The sequence below is a fragment of the Faecalibacillus sp. genome (assembly GCF_047023275.1).
In the GTDB taxonomy this organism is placed as follows: Bacteria; Bacillota_I; Bacilli_A; order Erysipelotrichales; family Coprobacillaceae; genus Faecalibacillus.
This window is the reverse complement of record NZ_JBKYAR010000041.1, coordinates 1-19,148: the sequence shown is the minus strand read 5'-3', so window position 1 is coordinate 19,148 and position 19,148 is coordinate 1. Positions and strand designations below refer to the sequence as shown.

At 28.1% G+C, this 19,148-nt stretch carries 18 protein-coding genes; all 18 read right to left on the bottom strand.

Features of this window, described 5'->3' with window-relative positions:
- Positions 1 to 163: 163 nt before the first annotated feature.
- On the bottom strand, positions 164 to 2,062 hold the full coding sequence (locus ACLVEP_RS11635) for an extracellular solute-binding protein (protein ID WP_412585015.1): 1,899 nt from the start codon (positions 2,060 to 2,062) through the stop codon (positions 164 to 166).
- Positions 2,059 to 2,904, bottom strand: a complete 846-nt coding sequence (locus ACLVEP_RS11630) for an ABC transporter permease (protein ID WP_412585013.1) — start codon at positions 2,902 to 2,904, stop codon at positions 2,059 to 2,061. The genes ACLVEP_RS11635 and ACLVEP_RS11630 overlap by 4 nt, the downstream gene beginning before the upstream one ends.
- Entirely contained in the window at positions 2,905 to 4,482 is a 1,578-nt protein-coding gene (locus tag ACLVEP_RS11625) for an ABC transporter ATP-binding protein (protein WP_412585017.1), read from the bottom strand.
- A 15-nt stretch (positions 4,483 to 4,497) separates the two neighbouring features.
- Complete coding sequence (locus ACLVEP_RS11620) at positions 4,498 to 5,031, bottom strand: helix-turn-helix domain-containing protein (RefSeq protein ID WP_412585010.1); 534 nt, start codon at positions 5,029 to 5,031, stop codon at positions 4,498 to 4,500.
- A gap of 143 nt (positions 5,032 to 5,174) precedes the next feature.
- A complete protein-coding gene (locus ACLVEP_RS11615) occupies positions 5,175 to 6,008 on the bottom strand; it encodes a prephenate dehydrogenase (RefSeq protein WP_412585008.1) in 834 nt (277 codons plus the stop codon).
- Positions 6,009 to 6,022: 14 nt separating this feature from the next.
- Complete coding sequence (locus ACLVEP_RS11610) at positions 6,023 to 6,574, bottom strand: hypothetical protein (protein WP_412585006.1); 552 nt, start codon at positions 6,572 to 6,574, stop codon at positions 6,023 to 6,025.
- On the bottom strand, positions 6,562 to 6,954 hold the full coding sequence (locus ACLVEP_RS11605; protein WP_318000006.1) for a hypothetical protein: 393 nt from the start codon (positions 6,952 to 6,954) through the stop codon (positions 6,562 to 6,564). Before ACLVEP_RS11605 ends, ACLVEP_RS11610 begins: the two co-directional genes overlap by 13 nt.
- A gap of 2 nt (positions 6,955 to 6,956) precedes the next feature.
- Positions 6,957 to 8,417: a nicotinate phosphoribosyltransferase gene (locus ACLVEP_RS11600; RefSeq protein ID WP_318000005.1), complete on the bottom strand. Its 1,461-nt coding sequence runs from the start codon at positions 8,415 to 8,417 to the stop codon at positions 6,957 to 6,959.
- A gap of 64 nt (positions 8,418 to 8,481) precedes the next feature.
- Positions 8,482 to 8,736 carry a LysM domain-containing protein gene (locus tag ACLVEP_RS11595; protein ID WP_318000004.1) on the bottom strand — a complete coding sequence of 85 codons (255 nt, stop codon included), beginning with the start codon at positions 8,734 to 8,736 and terminating at the stop codon, positions 8,482 to 8,484.
- Positions 8,737 to 8,811: 75 nt separating this feature from the next.
- The gene (gene rnc / locus ACLVEP_RS11590; RefSeq protein ID WP_318000011.1) at positions 8,812 to 9,486 is read right to left on the bottom strand and encodes a ribonuclease III; all 675 of its coding nucleotides are present in this window, start codon (positions 9,484 to 9,486) and stop codon (positions 8,812 to 8,814) included.
- Positions 9,473 to 10,462 (bottom strand): phosphate acyltransferase PlsX, encoded by a 990-nt coding sequence (gene plsX, locus ACLVEP_RS11585; RefSeq protein ID WP_412585002.1) that lies wholly within the window; start codon positions 10,460 to 10,462, stop codon positions 9,473 to 9,475. The genes rnc and plsX overlap by 14 nt, the downstream gene beginning before the upstream one ends.
- Positions 10,463 to 10,491: 29 nt before the next feature.
- Positions 10,492 to 12,504, bottom strand: coding sequence for an ATP-dependent DNA helicase RecG (gene recG, locus ACLVEP_RS11580; protein WP_412585001.1), 2,013 nt, complete (start codon positions 12,502 to 12,504; stop codon positions 10,492 to 10,494).
- A gap of 8 nt (positions 12,505 to 12,512) precedes the next feature.
- Positions 12,513 to 13,424 carry an AEC family transporter gene (locus ACLVEP_RS11575; protein ID WP_318000001.1) on the bottom strand — a complete coding sequence of 304 codons (912 nt, stop codon included), beginning with the start codon at positions 13,422 to 13,424 and terminating at the stop codon, positions 12,513 to 12,515.
- Between the two features lie 53 nt (positions 13,425 to 13,477).
- Positions 13,478 to 13,783: a PTS sugar transporter subunit IIB gene (locus ACLVEP_RS11570; protein ID WP_318000000.1), complete on the bottom strand. Its 306-nt coding sequence runs from the start codon at positions 13,781 to 13,783 to the stop codon at positions 13,478 to 13,480.
- A gap of 120 nt (positions 13,784 to 13,903) precedes the next feature.
- Positions 13,904 to 14,854 (bottom strand): OB-fold nucleic acid binding domain-containing protein, encoded by a 951-nt coding sequence (locus tag ACLVEP_RS11565; protein WP_317999999.1) that lies wholly within the window; start codon positions 14,852 to 14,854, stop codon positions 13,904 to 13,906.
- Complete coding sequence (locus ACLVEP_RS11560; protein WP_412584997.1) at positions 14,847 to 16,841, bottom strand: glycosyltransferase; 1,995 nt, start codon at positions 16,839 to 16,841, stop codon at positions 14,847 to 14,849. Before ACLVEP_RS11560 ends, ACLVEP_RS11565 begins: the two co-directional genes overlap by 8 nt.
- Positions 16,842 to 16,850: 9 nt before the next feature.
- The gene (locus tag ACLVEP_RS11555) at positions 16,851 to 17,963 is read right to left on the bottom strand and encodes a lysylphosphatidylglycerol synthase transmembrane domain-containing protein (protein ID WP_412584995.1); all 1,113 of its coding nucleotides are present in this window, start codon (positions 17,961 to 17,963) and stop codon (positions 16,851 to 16,853) included.
- Positions 17,964 to 17,974: 11 nt separating this feature from the next.
- Entirely contained in the window at positions 17,975 to 18,979 is a 1,005-nt protein-coding gene (locus tag ACLVEP_RS11550) for a glycosyltransferase family 4 protein (protein WP_412584993.1), read from the bottom strand.
- Between the last annotated feature and the right edge of the window lie 169 nt (positions 18,980 to 19,148).

Genomic DNA, 19,148 nt, shown 5'->3' with positions numbered 1-19,148 from the left:
ACGCTACTCCATTAGTATATGTTAAAATATTTTATTTTGCAATAGTTTTTTATAATTTTTTACAATTTATTTTTTTAGTATTTAAATTTAGTTGATATATTCACGCTTTTTTACTTTTATTTTTTTAAAAAAATTCTATGAGATTGTACTCATAGAATTTTTATTATTCACTTTTAGCATTAGAAGCTGCAATTTTTACCTTTGCCCAATAATTTGCCATTATTTTTCTTGTTTCAGAATTATAATTAAATACTTCATCATATTTATTATTTCTAATTGGATTATATGCATTAATTCCCTTAAAATCATTTTGTTCTAAATCAAGCATAACTTCCGTATTTGGAGAAGTATATCCTACATAAGACGAATTATCATAAGCTGCTTCATAACTTGATACATAGTTTATAAACTCATGTGCTAAATCTACATTTTTAGAACTTTGAGGGATAACCATAGCATCACACCAAATATTTGTTCCTTTTTCTGGCATATAATAACCAATATTTTCATTTTCAGACATAATATAAGTTGCATCTCCAGAATATACAAGTCCTAATGCCTTTCTTGCTTGAGCCATGTTATCAATAATTTCATCAGTTACAATTTCTGGTGACATTGTATTAACACACTCTAAAAGCCAATTATAAGCTTCTGTAAGCTCTTTTTCATTATCGGTATTCATTGAATAGCCTAATGCTTTTAAAGCCATCATAAAGGAATCTCGTTCAGAATCGTATAAATAAATATCTCCTTTATATTTTTGATTCAAGAAAATATTAAAACCTTCTTCTTTCAAATCTTTTTCACTTACTTTTGTTTTATCATAAACAATTCCTACACTTCCCCAAAAATAAGGAACAGAATATTCATTATTTGGATCATAAGATAAATTTTTAACAGAATCATTAATATCCTCTAAACAAGTAATTTTATCTTGATTTAATGGTTGAATAAGTTTTTCTTGTTTTAATCTTTCAATCATGTAATCACTTGGAATTAAAACATCATAAGCTTCTCCATTAGCTACTTTAATATACATTTGTTCATTTGAATCAAAAAGATCCATCACAACTTTACATCCTGTTTGTTTTTCAAAATTTGAAATCAAATTTTCACCTGTATATTCCCCTGCATTATAAACATGCAAAGTTTGCCCTGCATATTTTTTTGTAGAATTTGTATTTTTTTGAACAAAAACCAATCCCATACATACACATGCAGCTACAATTCCAGCAATAATTCTAGGTGCTTTATTTTTTTCTTTAAGTTCTGTTGTCTTTGTTTTTCTTTTTTCTCTAATCAATGGAACAACATTGACAAGAATTAAAACAATTGTAATAAAAACAACAATCAAAGTTGAAATAGCATTAATACTAGGATTTACACGTTTTGACATTGTATAAACCATAATGCTTAAGTTTTTTATTCCTTTTCCTGTAACAAAATATGAAATAATAAAATCGTCGAATGACATTGTAAAAGCAATCAATGCTCCTGAAACAATACCTGGCATGATTTGCGGTACAATAACTTTAATCAAGGCCATCCAAGGTGTACACCCTAAATCCATAGCAGCATCCGCTAAATTTGGATCTAGAGAACGAATTTTAGGCATAACAGACAAAATAACATACGGAATACAAAACGCAATATGCGCTAATAATAATGTTGTAAATCCTTTTTCAATATTAAATGTAATAAAGAATAACATTAAACCAATAGCTGTTACAATTTCCGGATTCATTAAAGGAAAATCATTGATTTGCATAATTAAATCATGCACAATTTTCTTTGATTTAGAAAGACCGATCGCACTAATTGTCCCCACAACTGTAGAAACAACTGTTGCAATGATTGCAACAATAATTGTAACATATAAAGATTCCATCATCGATGCATCCGCTAACATTTTTGAATACCATTGCATCGAAAAACCAGTAAAATGAGTTAATGATTTACTTGAGTTGAATGAAAAAACAATCATAAACCCAATTGGTAAATAGAAGAATAAAAGCATTAAAGCCATTAATATTTTTAATAGTGATCGTTTTTGTTTTTTCATGCCTTTTTCTCCTTTCTATTTCCAGAATTACGTTTTTCAACATATCTTACCAAATACATAATAGCCATCATTACAAAAGCCATAATAACCGAAATTGCAGAGCCAAAGTTCCATTCTCCAACAGTAATAAATTGATTTTCAATAACATTACCAATTAAGAAATATTGTCCTCCACCTAATAACTTAGGAATAAAGAACGAACTTACTGCGGGTAAAAAAACTAGTGCAATCCCACTAATAACACCTGGTATTGAAAGTGGAAAAGTAACTTTCCAAAAAGTTTGATAACGATTAGCGCCTAAATCAGAGCTTGCTTCTAACAATGATTTATCCATTTTAGATAAAGACGTATTAATCTGTAAAATCATAAAAGGAATAAAGTTATAAACCATTCCAAGTAATACAGCTCCTTCTGTATAAAGAAGTTGTGTTGATTTAAATCCTAATAAATTTAATAATGATTGTAAAATACCTCCATCAGATAAAATACCAATCCAAGCATATGTTCTTACAAGCATATTGATCCACATTGGAAGCGTTATTAACAAAACAAGGATATTTCTTGTTCTATCTTTACAACGCGAAATAAAATAAGCAATTGGATAACCAAGTAAGATACAGATAACTGTTGTTTTTAAAGCAATTGAAAGTGATCTCCATAAAATAAGTAAGAAATCAGGGTCGGTAAAAAATTTTACAAAATTTTGTAAAGTAAAATTAAAATTAACAACAGCATTACCGCTATCAGTCACTGCATAGAAAGCAATAAGCAATACCGGTAAAAGTAGAATAATAATACTCCAAATAATATATGGAAGTGCTAATTGAGAAAATTTTTTCATCTAGAATCCCATCTTTTCCATAACATGAATATCTTCTACTTCAAAAGTCAATCCGACCTCTTGACCTTCTTCTACATAATCTGTTGTATGTACTTTTAATTCCCTACCTTCTGTAGAGAAAGTAACTTGATAAATACCTTCTTGTATATTTTCAGGATCAAAATCATAATCTACATAAATATCTACTGCTTCATCTTCATTAGATAATTTCCATCCAATAGCATTTGCCCATGTTTTTAAATCTGTATCCAAAGCAACAGATTCTTTAATCTCATCAACTGTTTTAAAGAAGTTGAAAGCACTCACTGCTTCATTAGCTTTTTCATTTCTAACATATTTTTGATCAACAACAATAATTTTTCTAGTCGTAGACAAACCTGATGATGTTTGGAAAGTAACAGTATATTCACCTAATTCCTCTTTTAAATTATGTTCAATTTTACTAATAGAAATATAAGAATCATCACTTTCCTTCCATGCTTGTGCATCTGCTCTAGCAATAATATCGTTATCATCTAAAGAAGCTACTTCTTCAATATCTACATAAAAATCATTTGCTGAAATTCTTTCATCACTATATTCACTTTCAACATCATGATTTTTAATGACATTCATATTAACTTTAACAGTCGTTCCTGGAACAGTTTCTACCATTGCTTCATTCCAAACACCTTTAAATAAAACACTTAAAACTTCACCTGTAATTTTTCCTTGTTCTAAAGATACAATATCAATATCTTCAGGTCTTAAAACTACATCAACTTTTTCGTTTGGTTTAAAACCAAAATCAACACAATCAAAGATTTGATCATCAAATTTAACTTTATAATCTTCAACCATTACTCCAGAAATAATGTTACTTTCCCCAATGAAATTTGCGACATATTTATTAACAGGTTCATTGTATATTTCTTGAGGTGTTCCCACTTGTTGAATTTCACCACTTTTCATAATAACAATCTTATCTGACATTGTTAAAGCTTCTTCTTGGTCATGTGTTACATAAATAAAAGTAATTCCTACTTCTTGTTGAATTCTTTTTAATTCATATTGCATTTCTTTTCTAAGTTTTAAATCTAAAGCACCTAATGGTTCATCTAATAATAAAACTTTAGGTTCATTTACTAAAGCTCTAGCAATAGCTATACGTTGTTGTTGTCCTCCTGATAATGTTGTTACATTTTTGTTTTCAAAGCCTTCTAACCCAATAAGTTTTAACATTCTCATTACCTTTTGATCAATAACATCTTTTGACATTTTTTTAATTTTTAAACCAAAGGCAATGTTATCATATACATTCATATGTGGAAATAATGCATATTTTTGAAAAACTGTATTTAATTCTCTTTTATATGGAGGTAATTCCTTAATATCTTCATCATCAAAAATAACAGCTCCCTCATATGCTTCTAAAAAGCCACCTAAAATACGAAGCAATGTTGTTTTTCCACACCCACTTGGTCCAAGTAGTGTTACAAATTCATTTTCATAAATATCTAAATTAATACCTTTTAAAACAATTGTTCCATCAAATTCTTTAACAATGTTTCTAAACTTTATGAGCACCTTTTCTTCCATCATTTTTCTCCCCTTTTAAAATATTGGTGGTGTTGATACCCAAATTACTTTTGCCAGAGTATCATGTTTATTAACTATGTAATGTGGTAAATTTCCTTTTAGGTAAAATGTTTCACCTTTTTTTACCTCATATTCCTCTTCACCATTTTTCAAGGTAATTCGTCCTTGAATGACATATCCAAACTCTTCTCCATCATGTGGATCAATTTCCATTGAATTTTTTCCCTTTTTTAATTCAATTAAAATTGGTTCCATTTCATTTTTTTGAGCATTTGGAATAATATAAAAAATTTTATAATCTTCCTGTATATTTTCAAAAAAATCATCTTTACTAAAAACAATTTGTTCATCTTCATCTTCTGAAAAGAAATCTTTTAAATTTGTTCCTAATGCTTCTAAAATATTTTCTAATGTTGCTACACTCGGTGACGTCAAATCTCTTTCTAGCTGTGATAAAAAGCCTTTTGTCAGTTCACTACGATTAGCAAGTTCTTCTAATGTCAATTGATTTGACAAACGTATTCTTTTGATTTTTGCACCAATATCCATAAAACCTCCTGTTTATTTAAAAAAACTTTTTGTTTTATTTATTAAACAAGAATATTATACTAATAATTATGTTAAGTTCAATACCTTTTTAAACAAAAAGTTTAATATTTTAAACAATAATACAAAAAAAGAAATAGCTAACGCTATTTCTCAAGATTTCGTCTTCTTTTAGAGGATTCAATAAACATCGATTTCAATGTAACAGCATCTTCTTCTTTAATGGCTTTTTTAATAATATCTAACTGATCTTCAAAGCCTTGAATACTCTTTAAAAGATTTTCTTTATTTGTAAAGAACAATTCTGTCCATAAATCCTCATTAATATTAGCAATACGTGTTAAATCACGATACGAATCTCCAATATACTTACCTGTATCATATTTTTGATTATCACTATCAATTAATGAAACAGCAATGACATGTGGCAATTGAGATGTAAAGGAAATAATTTCATCATGCGCTTGAGGTGACATGATTTTTACAGAATGAAATCCTAGATTAGAAACAAATTGTTCCATCATAGCAATTGCACTTTTACTATTTTGCTCATGTTGAATTAAAATGTAATTAGCTCCTTGAAAAACCTCTTTGCTTGCATAAAGATAGCCTTTATTTTCTCTTCCCGCCATTGGATGACCCGAAACAAATTCTACATCTTTATCTTTCAACAATTCCATTGCTTCGTTTAAAAAATGTGTTTTTACACCTACAGCATCAGTAATAATACTTCCTTTTTTAAATTCATGGCTTTTTATATAATCTAAAACCAAAGATGGATATAAACAAATAATCGTCATATCAGATTGTTTTATAATTTCATCACCATTTACAAAACCTTCTTTAATGCATCCATCTGCTTTAGCTCTAGCAAGTGTTTCTTCATTAATATCAACACCATAAACTTCGTGTCCTTGACCTTTTAAAGCTTTAACAAAGCTTCCCCCAACAACACCAAGACCAACAACTGTTATAATCATATTTTATCCCTATTTTAATCTATACGTGGACAATATTTTTTCAAACAATCTAAAACATGTTGACTGTTTTTTTGATTTGTCTTATATAGATATTCATTTCCTTTCGCTCTAACTATTAAATGATATTTATTTTTATTTTCTATAATTTGAACCTTTTTTATACTTTTATATGCTATTTTCTTCCCATTCATATTTAGTTCATCTTTTTCAAAAATCAATACAGATTCATGTGTTAAGTATGCAACAAGTGGAACAATCCAAGTAATCATAATTAATGGCGATGTCATCGAAACCACTTGTACAAGATGAAGATACATTAACAAACAAGAAACCGTTAAAACAATGTAAGAAAATATATATAAATAAATCTCATATCCTGTATAAATCACTTCTCTTGCTTTAAAAAATGATTTTCTTTTTCTATAAGTAAGAATAATTAATACATAGCTTACTAATAAAACCATAAAGATAAACATACCCATAAAAGCATCTGCATTACCTAACAAAACAATTCCTGTAAATAAAGAAATAATACCTACAGCAGCTAAGCAAACTAATTCAACCATGATGTAACTGCCATTGAAAGTGCAGAAGATGCACCTAATAAAATAAACATAAATAAAAATCTAGAAATAAATGGAACAACTTGTATTTTTTCTTTATTAATTAAAAATCCTGTAAAAACTATCACCAAACTCGTAATAACGCCATGTCCTAAAATAAACGCTAAAGTTGCATTTAAAAACTGCATCATAAAAGGAATAACTAAAAGTGTTACAAACATAAAACCAACAAGAAAAACGCATACTGTTTTAATATTTAATTGAACCCATTTAATAGTAAAATTCTTTTTAAATATATCCTTATTTGTTTCTACAATCTTTTCTTTTTGTGTAAATTCAAAATTTTTCTTTGTCCTTTCTACTTTTCTATCAAATCTAGCCACTTCTATTTTCTCTTTTCTTCTAACATTTTAATTTTATAATCTAATAAATTTTTAGTAAGATCTACATAATAGTTATGCGGGAACTCTAATCTGAATATTTCATCCCATAAACGTGATTTTTCTTTCATTGAATAATCTCTAATTTCTTTTACAGATAATTCTTGATAAACAAATTTTCCATCTTCAAAAATAGGAACTTGTAATTCTTCCACCGTATAAGTATTGGCTTCTATTGTTTTAAATTTCCATACATCTGATTGATGATAAATTGTCAAATCCTTTGTACAATCAATTTCTTCATCATAAAATGCTATTAAATCTGCCATTGCTTTCCCAGTTTCATTTTCAAATAAACGATAAACTCGTTTATAACCTGGATTTGTAATTTTTTCAGTATTTTCAGAAATTTTTATTTTTGGAATAATTTGTCCATCTTTTTCAATAGCAACCAATTTATAAACACCGCCAAATACTGGAGATGATTTTGATACAATTAAATTTTCTCCAACTCCAAATGAATCTAATTGTGCTCCTTGGTTTAATAAAGAACGAATTAAATATTCATCTAAAGAGTTAGAAGCAGAAATACTTACATATGTAAGCCCTGCTACATCCAACATTGCTCTTGCACGTTTTGATAAATAAGAAATATCTCCACTATCCAAACGAATACCTTTTAATTTTTTACCCATTGGTTCTAAAACTTCTTTAGCTATTTCAATTGCATGAGGAACACCACTTTTTAGTGTATCATACGTATCTACTAATAAAATACAATCATCTGGATATGTAAGAGCATATGCCTTAAATGCTTCATACTCACTATCAAAAGATTGTACAAAAGAATGTGCCATGGTTCCCACTACTGGAATATCAAACATTTCCCCTGCTGAAACTGTAGCTGTTCCGGCAACACCACCAATATAAGCAGCACGAGCACCATAAGTAGCACTATCATATCCTTGAGCACGTCTTGCTCCAAATTCCATGACTGGTCTTCCTTTTGCTTCTTGAACAACACGATGTGCTTTTGTAGCTATTAATGATTGATGATTAACAGTAACAAGCAACATTGTTTCAATAATTTGTGCTTCGATAAATTTTGCTTTTACAGTAATCAATGGTTCATTAGGAAAAACAGGTGTCCCTTCTTTTACTGCATAAATTGATCCTGTAAATTTAAAATCTGATAGATAATCTAAAAAGTCATCATCGAATTTTTGAAGTGAACGGAGATATTTAATATCTCCTTCACTAAAATGTAAATTTTTTATACATTCAATTAATTGTTGTAGTCCTGCAAAAACGGCAAATCCGCCATTATCTGGATTTTTTCTATAAAACATATCAAAATAAACAAGTTGATCTTTATTTCCCTGTTTAAAATAATTATATGACATTGTTAATTCATACAAATCCATTACAAGAGTTAGATTTCTTTCACTTCCTGCATGTCTATTCATAAAATTCTCCTTCATTATTATTTTATGAATATAATAATCTTTTTTTTAAGAAAAATCTAGTCCATTAAAAATATAATTCATAAGAATCTCGAGATTGCATTAATGGCATTGGACCTTGAGGAATAAAAGGAATGTATAGTTGTTGATCTGGATAAATCATCATTTGTTGATTAAGTTTATTCATACAAGCAATCCACTCTATTTTAGTATTAAAATTCCTAGCTATACGATAAACATTATCACCAGGTCTTACTGTATAAAGATATATATCACCTACTCTACGGGGATGAATCACTCTTTCATATTCTTCATCAAACATATTTTACCTCCTTCATTTTAAAATATGTTTTAATAATAAAAATATCTGGGCAAAAAAATATATAGCAATCGCTATCTATCTGGCTAATTTTTTCAATGCATCCTTAGCAGCTTTTTGTTCTGCTCTTTTTTTACTAGAACCCTTCCCAGTTCCTAAAGTCATATCATCCATCATAACTGCCACTTCAAATTCAGGTGCATTCGCTGGACCTGTTGTTGAAAGTAATGAATATGTGACTGTTTTTCTTTGATCTGCTTGAATCAATTCTTGTAACTTTGTCTTAAAATCAGTAATATCATCATAATTAACATCTTCAACGTGTTTATAGATTGTCATATCTAATATTTTTAACACATATTCAATACCGCAATCTTCACTAATAGCTCCTATAAAAGCTTCAAAAATATCAGCTAAAACACTATTACGGTCTCTACCACCATTATGTTCTTCACCTGCACCTAAGAAAATTTGTGCACCTAATCCTAATTCACGAGAAAATCTAGCAAGTGATTCTTCTCTTACTAATTTAGAACGCAAAAGCGTCAATTCTCCTTCTGGTTTATTAGGATATTTTTCATAAATAAATTTTGATACATAATATTGTAAAACAGAATCTCCTAAAAATTCTAATCTTTCGTAATTTTTTCCTTTATTTTCATTTGTATAAGAAGGATGTGTAAAAGCTTCTTTAAATAAATGAATATCTTTATAAGGAATGCCCATTACTTCTAAAAACTTACCTAATTCCACTTTCATCTAGACCTACTTTCATTTTTTCTACTACATTTACTTCAACCATTTCAAAAGCTAAATTCATTGCACTTTCAAAGGCTTTAGCATCACTTGCTCCATGAGCTTTAACAACTGGTTTTACAAATCCCATCATTAAGGCACCACCTACACCTGCAGGATCAAACTTTGTTTTTAACCCTTTTAAAACCGGTTTAGAAATGACAGCACCTAATTTATTACGTGTTGATGCCATAAAACCCTCTTTTAATACAGACATCATGGATAATGCAACACCTTCAATTGTTTTTAATGTAACATTACCTGTAAAACCATCTGTTACAATAACATCCACATCACCTTTTAAGATTTCTTTTCCTTCAATATTTCCAACAAAATCAATTTGTTCAAGCATACTTAAAGATTGATAAGTTTCTTTGTGAATCTCATCCCCTTTATGTTCTTCACTTCCAATATTTAACAGGGCAACTTTAGGCTTTTGAATATGTCTTACATTTTTAGCATAAACATTTCCCATAATTGCAAACTGAACTAACTGATCAACAGTATTTTCAGCATTTGCGCCTACATCTAACATGCAAACGCCTTTATCATTTAAAGTAGGAATTGTTGCCATTAAACATGATTTTTCAATTCCTTTTATACGTTTTAAAAATAACATCGCACAAGCATAATAAGCACCCGTATTCCCACACGATAATACAGCATCAACTTCGTTATTTCTTGCTAGCATCATTGCTTTTACTAAACTAGATTCTTTTTTTCTACGAATTGCCAAAATATTTTCTGTCATTTCAAAGATTTCTCTGGCATCTATTAAAGTCACTTGAGGATGATCTTTCAATGCTTCTAATTCTTCAATTTTTCCTACAACATAAAGCTCATCTGTTTTATTTTTATTTAAAAATGATTGGCAGGCTTCTACAACAATAGAGCTACCTAAATCACCACTCATGGCGTCTATCGCTAATTTCATGTTCTCACCTCTTTTAGCATTATAACACATTAATCAATATATTCATTATTCTTTATTAAATTGTTTTTTATTTCTGATAATAATTTTATAATTTTTTCATCATTTTGATGTTGATTCATTGCTTCAAAAGCATCTTTTCTTGTAATTTCTAGAATATGATAATCTTTAAAAATATCACCAATCATAAAAGTTGGTAAACCACTTTGCTTTTGTCCTAATAAATCTCCCGGCCCTCTTATTTTTAAATCATATTCAGAAACTTCAAAACCATCATGATGATTTTCTAAAAATTTTAATCTTTCTTTTTGTTCAGGATGTGTCGCCTCTGATAATAGATAACAATACCCTTGCTCTTTCGATCTTCCTACTCTTCCTCTTAACTGATGAAGTTGAGATAAACCAAATCTTTCTGCATTATAAATAACCATCATATTTGCATTACTTACATCAACTCCTACTTCGATTACTGTTGTTGAAACTAATATTTGTATTTTATTTTCTTTAAATAAGCTCATAATTTTATTTTTTTCTTCATCACTCATTTGTCCATGAACTAAGCCAACTTCATATTGTCCTTTGAAATATTGAGCCATTGCTTTTGAAATATCGTTTGCATTTCTTCCAGTAATTGCTTCACTTTCATTTACAAGAGGACAAACGACATAGCATTGTCCTCCTTTTAAAAGATAACTTTTCAAATCATTCAATATAGGTTTCATCGATGTTCCTTTAACAAATTTCGTAATAACTTTTTTTCTACCATTAGGAAGAGTTTTAATAGTTGAAACATCCATATCTCCATATAAAGAAATAGCAAGTGTTCTAGGAATTGGTGTTGCTGTCATCACTAAAAAGTCAACTTTATTTCCTTTGTCTTTTAATGCTTTTCTTTGTTCAACACCAAAACGATGCTGTTCATCAGTAATAACTAAACCTAATTGATTATATTGTACTTTTTCTTGAAATAAAGCATGTGTTCCAATAATAATATCAATTTGTCCATTTTCTAATTGTTGATAAATTTCATTCTTTTCTTTTTGCAAAAGATGTCCTGTTAGTAATGCTATATTTATTTTATATTTTTTAAACATTTTTTTTAAAGACTGATAGTGTTGAAGTGCTAATATTTCTGTTGGTGCCATCATGGCTCCTTGATAACCTGCTAAATAATTAGCATATAAACTAATTGCTGCAACAACTGTCTTTCCACTACCAACATCACCTTGAACAAAACGATACATTAATTTTTGACTTGACAAATCTATTAATATATCATCGACAACTTTTTGTTGATCATTCGTTAATTGAAAAGGAAGCCTTTCAATAAAGTGTGTTACTTTCTCTTTGTCTATTAGTTTTGAGATACCTATATTTTGTGTACGATTTTGTTTTATATATTGCATGGTCATTTGAAATTTAAAAAATTCTTCATATTTTAAATATCTAAGAGCACTAATTACATCACTTCGTGTTTGAGGTTGATGTATTTTAAACAAGGCGTCTTCTTTATCTATCAAATGATATTTTTGACATAAATAAGTTGGTATAGTATTTGCAATATGACCTTTATAAAAATTGAGTGCTTTATTGACATAACCTTGAAAACTTTTTTGAGTAATTCCTTCTTTTAAAGAATATACTGGTGTTATTCCAGAAATATCTTTTAAACTTTTAAGTTTTAAATCACTGGCTGTAATTGCTTTTTTAGAAGCACTGTATTTACCAATAATGGTAAGCATCATTCCTACCTGCATGTTTTTTTTCAAAAAATGGCGATTAAAAATTGTAATTGTTAATTGTTCTTCATGATAATTAACATGAAAAGTAAGTCTTGAAAATCTTCCTTTATAAAAGACTTTAGGTTCATCAATTAATTGTGCTTCAATAATAACTTTAGTTTCATCGTGTAATGGTGTTTCTAACATTTCTTCAAAACGATAAGGATAGTGTTGTACTAAATCTTTTACTGTATAAATAGCCATTTCATTTAATTGTTCGATTTTATTTTTATTTATTTTTAAAATTTTTAAATCATATTCCATATACTCACCTACGCAAACATGATAATTAAAATAACTAAAACAGCAATACTGATAATAATTGAAAGTGAGCTTGAAATTGCTGGTGCATCACGATGATAACCAATATTTTTTGAAAAAACAGCTGAAACAGTTGTAATAGGTGCAGCCATTGCTAAAACAACAATTTTTTTAGCAAGCATTGGAATTGGAATAATAAAATAAACTATACACATTAAGATAGCACCAAAAAATACACGAATAAAAAGTGTTTTTAAAACAATTTTCATCTCTGAAGGATTAATTTTAACTTCTAATAGCAGTCCTATCATAAACATGGCTAAGAATCCATTGCCTGCACCTATAAAAGAAGCCACTGACAAAATTGGCTGAGGAATTGAAATTTTAAAAAGTGCTAAAACAAAAATCAAAAGATATACATCAAAAGGAATTGATGAAAATAATTTTTTTATTACTGTTTTAGGAGTCAATTTTTGATTACTACTAGCTACACTTCCTGCAAAAGCATAACTTCCTCCTAAACACATAATTGAATTACCAACATCAAACATACATAAGTATGCAACTCCCATTCCTGGAAAAAAGCTTTGAACAAATGGCATAACAAAGTTCCCAATATTATAGCCAGAACAATTGATCATATAATATCCTTTTAAAACATTTTCCTCTTTTCTTGAAAGTATAAAAGAAATTAAAAGCATAATGATATTGGACGTTAAACCAATCAGCAATAAAATAATCATTGATTGATCAATCGTAATACCACTTGCATTTGTAAGTAAAGCACATGGTAATGTTACATTCATAATGATGGTTGCAATTGTTAACCCATCTCTTTTTTCTAAAACATGTATTTGTTTTAAAACAAAAGCAATAATAATTACAAAAACAAAACCTGCAGCTTTTATCATGATTTCAGCCATTATTATATCCTCCTAACTTTTATTATAGCAAAAAAAAACATCTCATTGGATGTTTATTTTTTTATGAGCTCTAATGCTTGATTTAACACAGCTTCACCATTCATACTTGCAAAATCATCATCATTAATTAATGCACATGGAATAACTCCATGAATCATTTCTTCAAGTTTAGATAATTCTGATGCAGATTGTGGTGCTAATAAAACACAGTCAGCATCTGCCCATGATAATCCAACAGATTTAGATCCAACTGCCCAACACATTACTTTAATATTTTTTTGTTTTGCAGATTCTTTTACTGCTTTTACCAATTTGTTTGTTGTAACCCCTGATACACAACATAATAAAATCTTATACATATTACTACCTCACTTCTTAATAATAAATTACTGACATAATTATATTCTTTTTTTAAAATTTTTCTATAAAAATACAAATTTCTTTTTTCAAAATTTGAAAAACACAAAAAGTAGCAAATGCTACTTTTCATACATTTTAGGTTTATACAATGCTCTATTTTCTAATGAAAATACACGTTTTGTAAATTTACCATATTCAACTGGTTCTAAAGCTTTATCCATCATTGCCATACGTGCATCAATGTTATCAATTAAATATAAAATTTCTGCCTCTTTGATTTGTGGAAGAACTGGGGAACCGTATTCATTTTTCCCATGATGAGCCAAAATCATATGTTGTAATAAAGTTACTTCTTCTCCTTCAATGTGAAGTTTATCAGCAGTTTCTTTAATCATTGCATTTGAAATAGATATATGCCCTAATAATTTACCTTCTAAAGTATACTCAGGAACAACTGGTCCACTCAATTCTATTGTTTTTCCTAAATCATGCAACGTAATTCCTGAATATAATAAATCCTTATTGAGTGTTGGATATAATGTACAAAATGATTCTGCCACTTTTAACATACCATATGTGTGATACGCTAATCCAGACACGTATTCATGATGATTCTTACTAGCTGCAGGATAATAAGATAATTTTTCAATGTTTTCTTCAAATAATGTTTTTACTAATTGATGCAATTTTAAATTATCAATTTGATCAATAAACTTTTTTATTTCATTGATCATAAATTGACTATCTAATGGTGCTTGCTTTAAAAATTTAATACGTTCTTTGTCATCTTGTGATGCTAGATGAATTTTTACAATCTTCATTTGTCTATCTTCATTATATTTAATAACATCACCTTTAATTTGAACAACTGTTCCTTTTACCAATGTTTGTACTTGTTCATCACTTGCATTCCATAATTTAGCATCAATAGATCCTGTCTCATCTTGTAATGTCATCGATAAATATGTTGATCGATGAGCTCCATTTGTCTTTCCAGAAACAACATGATTAATCAAAGCTTCAATTAATACACTATCATCTCCTGGCTTTAAATTTGCAATTTTATTCATCATTTTTCTCCTTAACTTCTAGGATATTCTTAATATCTTCGTAATTATATCCTTTTTTTAACAATGTATCAATTATTTTATTTTTTAAATCTTTTCCCTTTAATTTTTTTTCATATCGATGATGTGCTTTAAAATAATCTTTTTCCAAGGCTGCTTTTTCTTTATCTAAGTCATATTCAAAATCATATTCAGCCATTGCTTTATCAATAATATCATTTGTAAAGCCCTTTAAAAATAATTTTTCTTTAATTTTTCTTTGAATATTACGATATGAAATTGTACTGTTTCTTTGATAATAATTATTAATGAGTAACAAAGCAGCTTGATATTCTTCATCGTCGTCTAGTTCTTCTAAGCACATATCAATAATCTCTGTTTCAATACCATAATTTCTTAAATTATATATTGCTTTATTGTGACCTATTCCTAAACGTGTACAACGTTTAAAATAATTCATAGCATACATTTTATCATTAATTAAATTTTTTTCTGACAATAACTGAATTGTTGCATCAAGTTGAGCATCATCATAATCTCCAGAATCCATTAATTTTTTTCTCATTTGATATTCTGTATAATCTTTAATTGAGAGATACTTAAGTGCTTTATTATAAGCTCTACTAATCTGTTCAAGATCCTTAAGAGTATTAAATTGTTCTCGGTCAACAATCTTTCCTCGATGTAAGTCGTATTGATCTATTATTTTATCAGAAAGTTCTAATGTAACAGCACTATCATTTTCATCATAACTAAATGAAACTTCATTCTTATTATTTTTTACAGGAAATATTGATACAACTTTATAAATATATTCTTTAGTAAGAATTGCTTTTTTATATACTTCCAATACATTTTTTGCAAATGTTTCTCCACTATATTCACTTGCTTTTTTTAAGGCATTTTGCTTTAAAAAATTTAAATCCATAGACATAGCTTTTAAAATCAATTGAGGTAACTCACTTTCATCTTTAAAAAAGAAACCATTTTCACCATCATTAATAACATCTACTAATTGATCATCGTAGCGTGCAATAACAGGTATATTTGAAGCCATTGCTTCAATATAAGTTAAACCTTGTGTTTCAGATAAAGATGCTGAAATAAACATATTAGAAATATGATAATGTGCTGGTACCATTTTTCCGCTTTGTGGACCAGTAAAAATAACATAAGGTTCTATATGATCATTTTTTACATATTCTTTAAGTTCATCTAATTGTGGCCCACCACCAACAATTAAAAAACGTATATTATCATTTATTTTAACAACTTCTTTTAATGCATCTATAATTACTGTAATGCTTTTTTCAGGAGCAATTCTTCCTAAAAAAGTCAAAACAAAATGTCCTTCTAAATGATATTTCTTTATTAACTCCTGACATAAAACATCGTCTTTATTTCTAATAGAAAAACGTTCTAACTCTAATCCAGTAGGAATCGTATAGACATTTTTTTGTTTTAAGCCATAATGTAACAATGCTTCCTTTGTTTTATTTGATGGAACAATTAACCCTTGACAACTATTACCATAAAACTTACTAATTTTTGTAATTACTTTCTTTACAACCGCATCTACGGTTTCAGAATTGATAGGATTGACATAATGAGAATAATCCGTCCACATTGTATGATACGTATAAACAACCGGTATATCCAAATACTCTCCCGCGATTCTACCAAAAATACCAATTCCAAATTCAGTTTGTACATGTATTACTTCAGGATTAAATCTTTTAATTTCTTTCATGCCTTTAAAAGAAAAAATATTACATGCTCTATAACCATAAAGAGCCTGAATTTCTAATCCAGGAACTCTTAAAACTTGTTCATCTTGACTTGCATCATATGTCGTATCACTTGGAAGTTCACTTGTTACAACTAAAACATCATGTCCTAAATTAACAAGCTCATTTCTTAAAATATTCGTTGATGTTGCAACACCATTAATATCTGGGATATATGTATCTGAAAAAAGTGCTATTTTCATAAAATCCTCCTATTTTTTAAAATCATCAAACTCAATTTCTTCTATTTCTTCTATTACAATTGTTTGATTATTATCTGTAACTTCTTTTTTGTCATTTTTTATTGCAAAATTAAGTTCTCTACTAAACGACATTGTAAGACCACCAACAATTAATCCCGCATAATAAGTTACAAATCTCCAGACAAGTAATGTAGCTGAAGTAGCACTTTTTAAAAAATAACGAAGTAAAATAAAGAATGAGCCTTCGCTACCTCCACTTGCTCCTGGTAAAGGAACAAAGTCAGAAATTAAATATACAAAAGCTGTAATTCCTATTAAATCAAAAAAATGTTTCCATGAAAGAGGTACATTCATTGCTAAAGAGCAAAAAAACGGTATGCTATATAAAACTGTTAATTTCATAATATTTAAACCTATTGATTTAAGAAGAATTGGTTTATTTTTTTGTAATAAATTTAGTTCAATTCTGAAATTTTCTAATTTTCTTTCTATTTGTGAACTGACTTCTTCATAGTTTTTTACTATATGAAATTTAGCTAATACCTTAACAACATTATTACTTAAAAAATTTTGTAATTTTTCAGATTTTGCACCTAAAAATAATGTTGATATAACAACTAAATTAATAATAAAACCAACTACCGCTAACGAAAAAAAACTAGAGTATAATTTACTAAAATATGCAAACTTTAAAAGCATAATGATTGAAGTATAAATAACAAGTACACTTTGATAAACAATAAAAATCATTAACAAAATACTTGAAGAGTAAGTCGCCTTTATCCCTTGTTTATTAAAAGCATATACTTGATAAAATTGACCACCTGATGCCATAGGAGTAATTCCATTAAAAAATATCCCCGCCATAGCATTTACAATTCCTTGTTTTAAAGTGTAGTCCTTTTTATATACTTTAGCAAAAAGTGTTAAATTCATTGCATTGATCAAATAGAAAATACACATTAATATTACAACAATACATAGCCATCCCAAATGACAATTCTTTAAAGATTCTATGGTTCCTTCTAACTGATTTCCAATTGAAAAATAAATAGAAAAACCACCTACTAAAAGAATAACTGCAACATTAAGTATGTATTTTTTTATATTTTTTTTGTCCATAATATTATCCTCTAAAGAGATTGTACTTTTTCATATACCTCTTTTAATTGTTTTCCAATCAACAATAAATCTCTTTCTTTAGCAACATTATATCCTTCTTCAACTGTTGAAGGCACTTCATTATTAAGAATTTTATTAATGTAATCAATAAAATCTTCATTTGTTTTTCCCTTGTAACAATTAACCTGATCTATCATCCATGGATCAAAAGCAGGTATATCTCTTAATAATATTTGTGTTTTACAAGCCAATGCTTCTAAGACAACAATTCCTTCAGTTTCTTCACGAGAAGGAAAAAAGAAAACATTTGCTCTACCATATGCACCTTTAATAATATCACCACTAACATAGCCCGGTAAAATAACATTATCTGGTAACTCTTTTAATAATTTTTTAATTTTAGCAGTTGGATTAGATAATTTTACATCCCCAAACCATAAAAACTTAACATGTGGCATTTCTCTTGCAACTTCAACAAAAGTATCAAATCCTTTTCTTTCAAAAAGCCATCCAACAGAAATAACAATCTTATCATCTGAAGCAATATTAAACCTTTTATTAAATTCATCAATTTGTTCCTCTGTTGGATTAAATTGTTCTAAATCAACTCCATTTGAAATAGCATATATATCTTTATCTAAATTATATGATTCTAATAAACTTTTAGAATATGGAGTAGGTGTCACAATTACATCTGCTGTATTATAAAGATAAACTAACCATTTTTTATAAAGTCCAGCAAAAGTATTTGAAAACATAAATGAATTTTTAAAATCTTCTTCTGTACTATGTGCATGATAAATAATTTTTTTATTATTTTCCCTTGCTTGTTTAATCATTGGAATACTATCTGGATAAATTGTATTAATATGTAAAATATCATAATCCAAATCATTTTTATCTGTTGTGAATTCAATATTATTTAATGTTAAAGCCTTCTTTTGATGAAAAAATGCTCGCCCTATTCCTGACTTTTTAATTGCATTTTCCATACCAAAATATAATTTAATTTTCATAAAAACATCACCCAACCTATTATAACATAATTTCATTTGTGAGACTACATAATCCCATACTTAAACCGATATTCATAAAAAAGAAAAAAGTGTTCATATACATGATATACCTTGAATTTGAACTTATTATTAATAAAAAACGCAAAAAAAAAGAACTGGCAACGAGCTA

What these genes read in the sequence shown, in the direction of transcription:
- ACLVEP_RS11565 (WP_317999999.1), bottom strand. Translation starts at nt 14,854, where the DNA reads ATGAATAAAATTGCAAATTTAAAGCCAGGAGATGATAGTGTATTAATT.
- plsX (WP_412585002.1), bottom strand. Translation starts at nt 10,462, where the DNA reads ATGAAATTAGCGATAGACGCCATGAGTGGTGATTTAGGTAGCTCTATT.
- ACLVEP_RS11625 (WP_412585017.1), bottom strand. Translation starts at nt 4,482, where the DNA reads ATGGAAGAAAAGGTGCTCATAAAGTTTAGAAACATTGTTAAAGAATTT.
- ACLVEP_RS11610 (WP_412585006.1), bottom strand. Translation starts at nt 6,574, where the DNA reads ATGGTTGAATTAGTTTGCTTAGCTGCTGTAGGTATTATTTCTTTATTT.
- recG (WP_412585001.1), bottom strand. Translation starts at nt 12,504, where the DNA reads ATGGAATATGATTTAAAAATTTTAAAAATAAATAAAAATAAAATCGAA.
- ACLVEP_RS11555 (WP_412584995.1), bottom strand. Translation starts at nt 17,963, where the DNA reads ATGGACAAAAAAAATATAAAAAAATACATACTTAATGTTGCAGTTATT.
- ACLVEP_RS11595 (WP_318000004.1), bottom strand. Translation starts at nt 8,736, where the DNA reads ATGTTTGATGAAGAATATGAAAGAGTGATTCATCCCCGTAGAGTAGGT.
- ACLVEP_RS11570 (WP_318000000.1), bottom strand. Translation starts at nt 13,783, where the DNA reads ATGTATAAGATTTTATTATGTTGTGTATCAGGGGTTACAACAAACAAA.
- ACLVEP_RS11620 (WP_412585010.1), bottom strand. Translation starts at nt 5,031, where the DNA reads ATGGATATTGGTGCAAAAATCAAAAGAATACGTTTGTCAAATCAATTG.
- ACLVEP_RS11560 (WP_412584997.1), bottom strand. Translation starts at nt 16,841, where the DNA reads ATGAAAATAGCACTTTTTTCAGATACATATATCCCAGATATTAATGGT.
- ACLVEP_RS11550 (WP_412584993.1), bottom strand. Translation starts at nt 18,979, where the DNA reads ATGAAAATTAAATTATATTTTGGTATGGAAAATGCAATTAAAAAGTCA.
- ACLVEP_RS11575 (WP_318000001.1), bottom strand. Translation starts at nt 13,424, where the DNA reads ATGGCTGAAATCATGATAAAAGCTGCAGGTTTTGTTTTTGTAATTATT.
- ACLVEP_RS11615 (WP_412585008.1), bottom strand. Translation starts at nt 6,008, where the DNA reads ATGATTATAACAGTTGTTGGTCTTGGTGTTGTTGGGGGAAGCTTTGTT.
- ACLVEP_RS11635 (WP_412585015.1), bottom strand. Translation starts at nt 2,062, where the DNA reads ATGAAAAAACAAAAACGATCACTATTAAAAATATTAATGGCTTTAATG.
- ACLVEP_RS11600 (WP_318000005.1), bottom strand. Translation starts at nt 8,417, where the DNA reads ATGAATAGACATGCAGGAAGTGAAAGAAATCTAACTCTTGTAATGGAT.
- ACLVEP_RS11630 (WP_412585013.1), bottom strand. Translation starts at nt 2,904, where the DNA reads ATGAAAAAATTTTCTCAATTAGCACTTCCATATATTATTTGGAGTATT.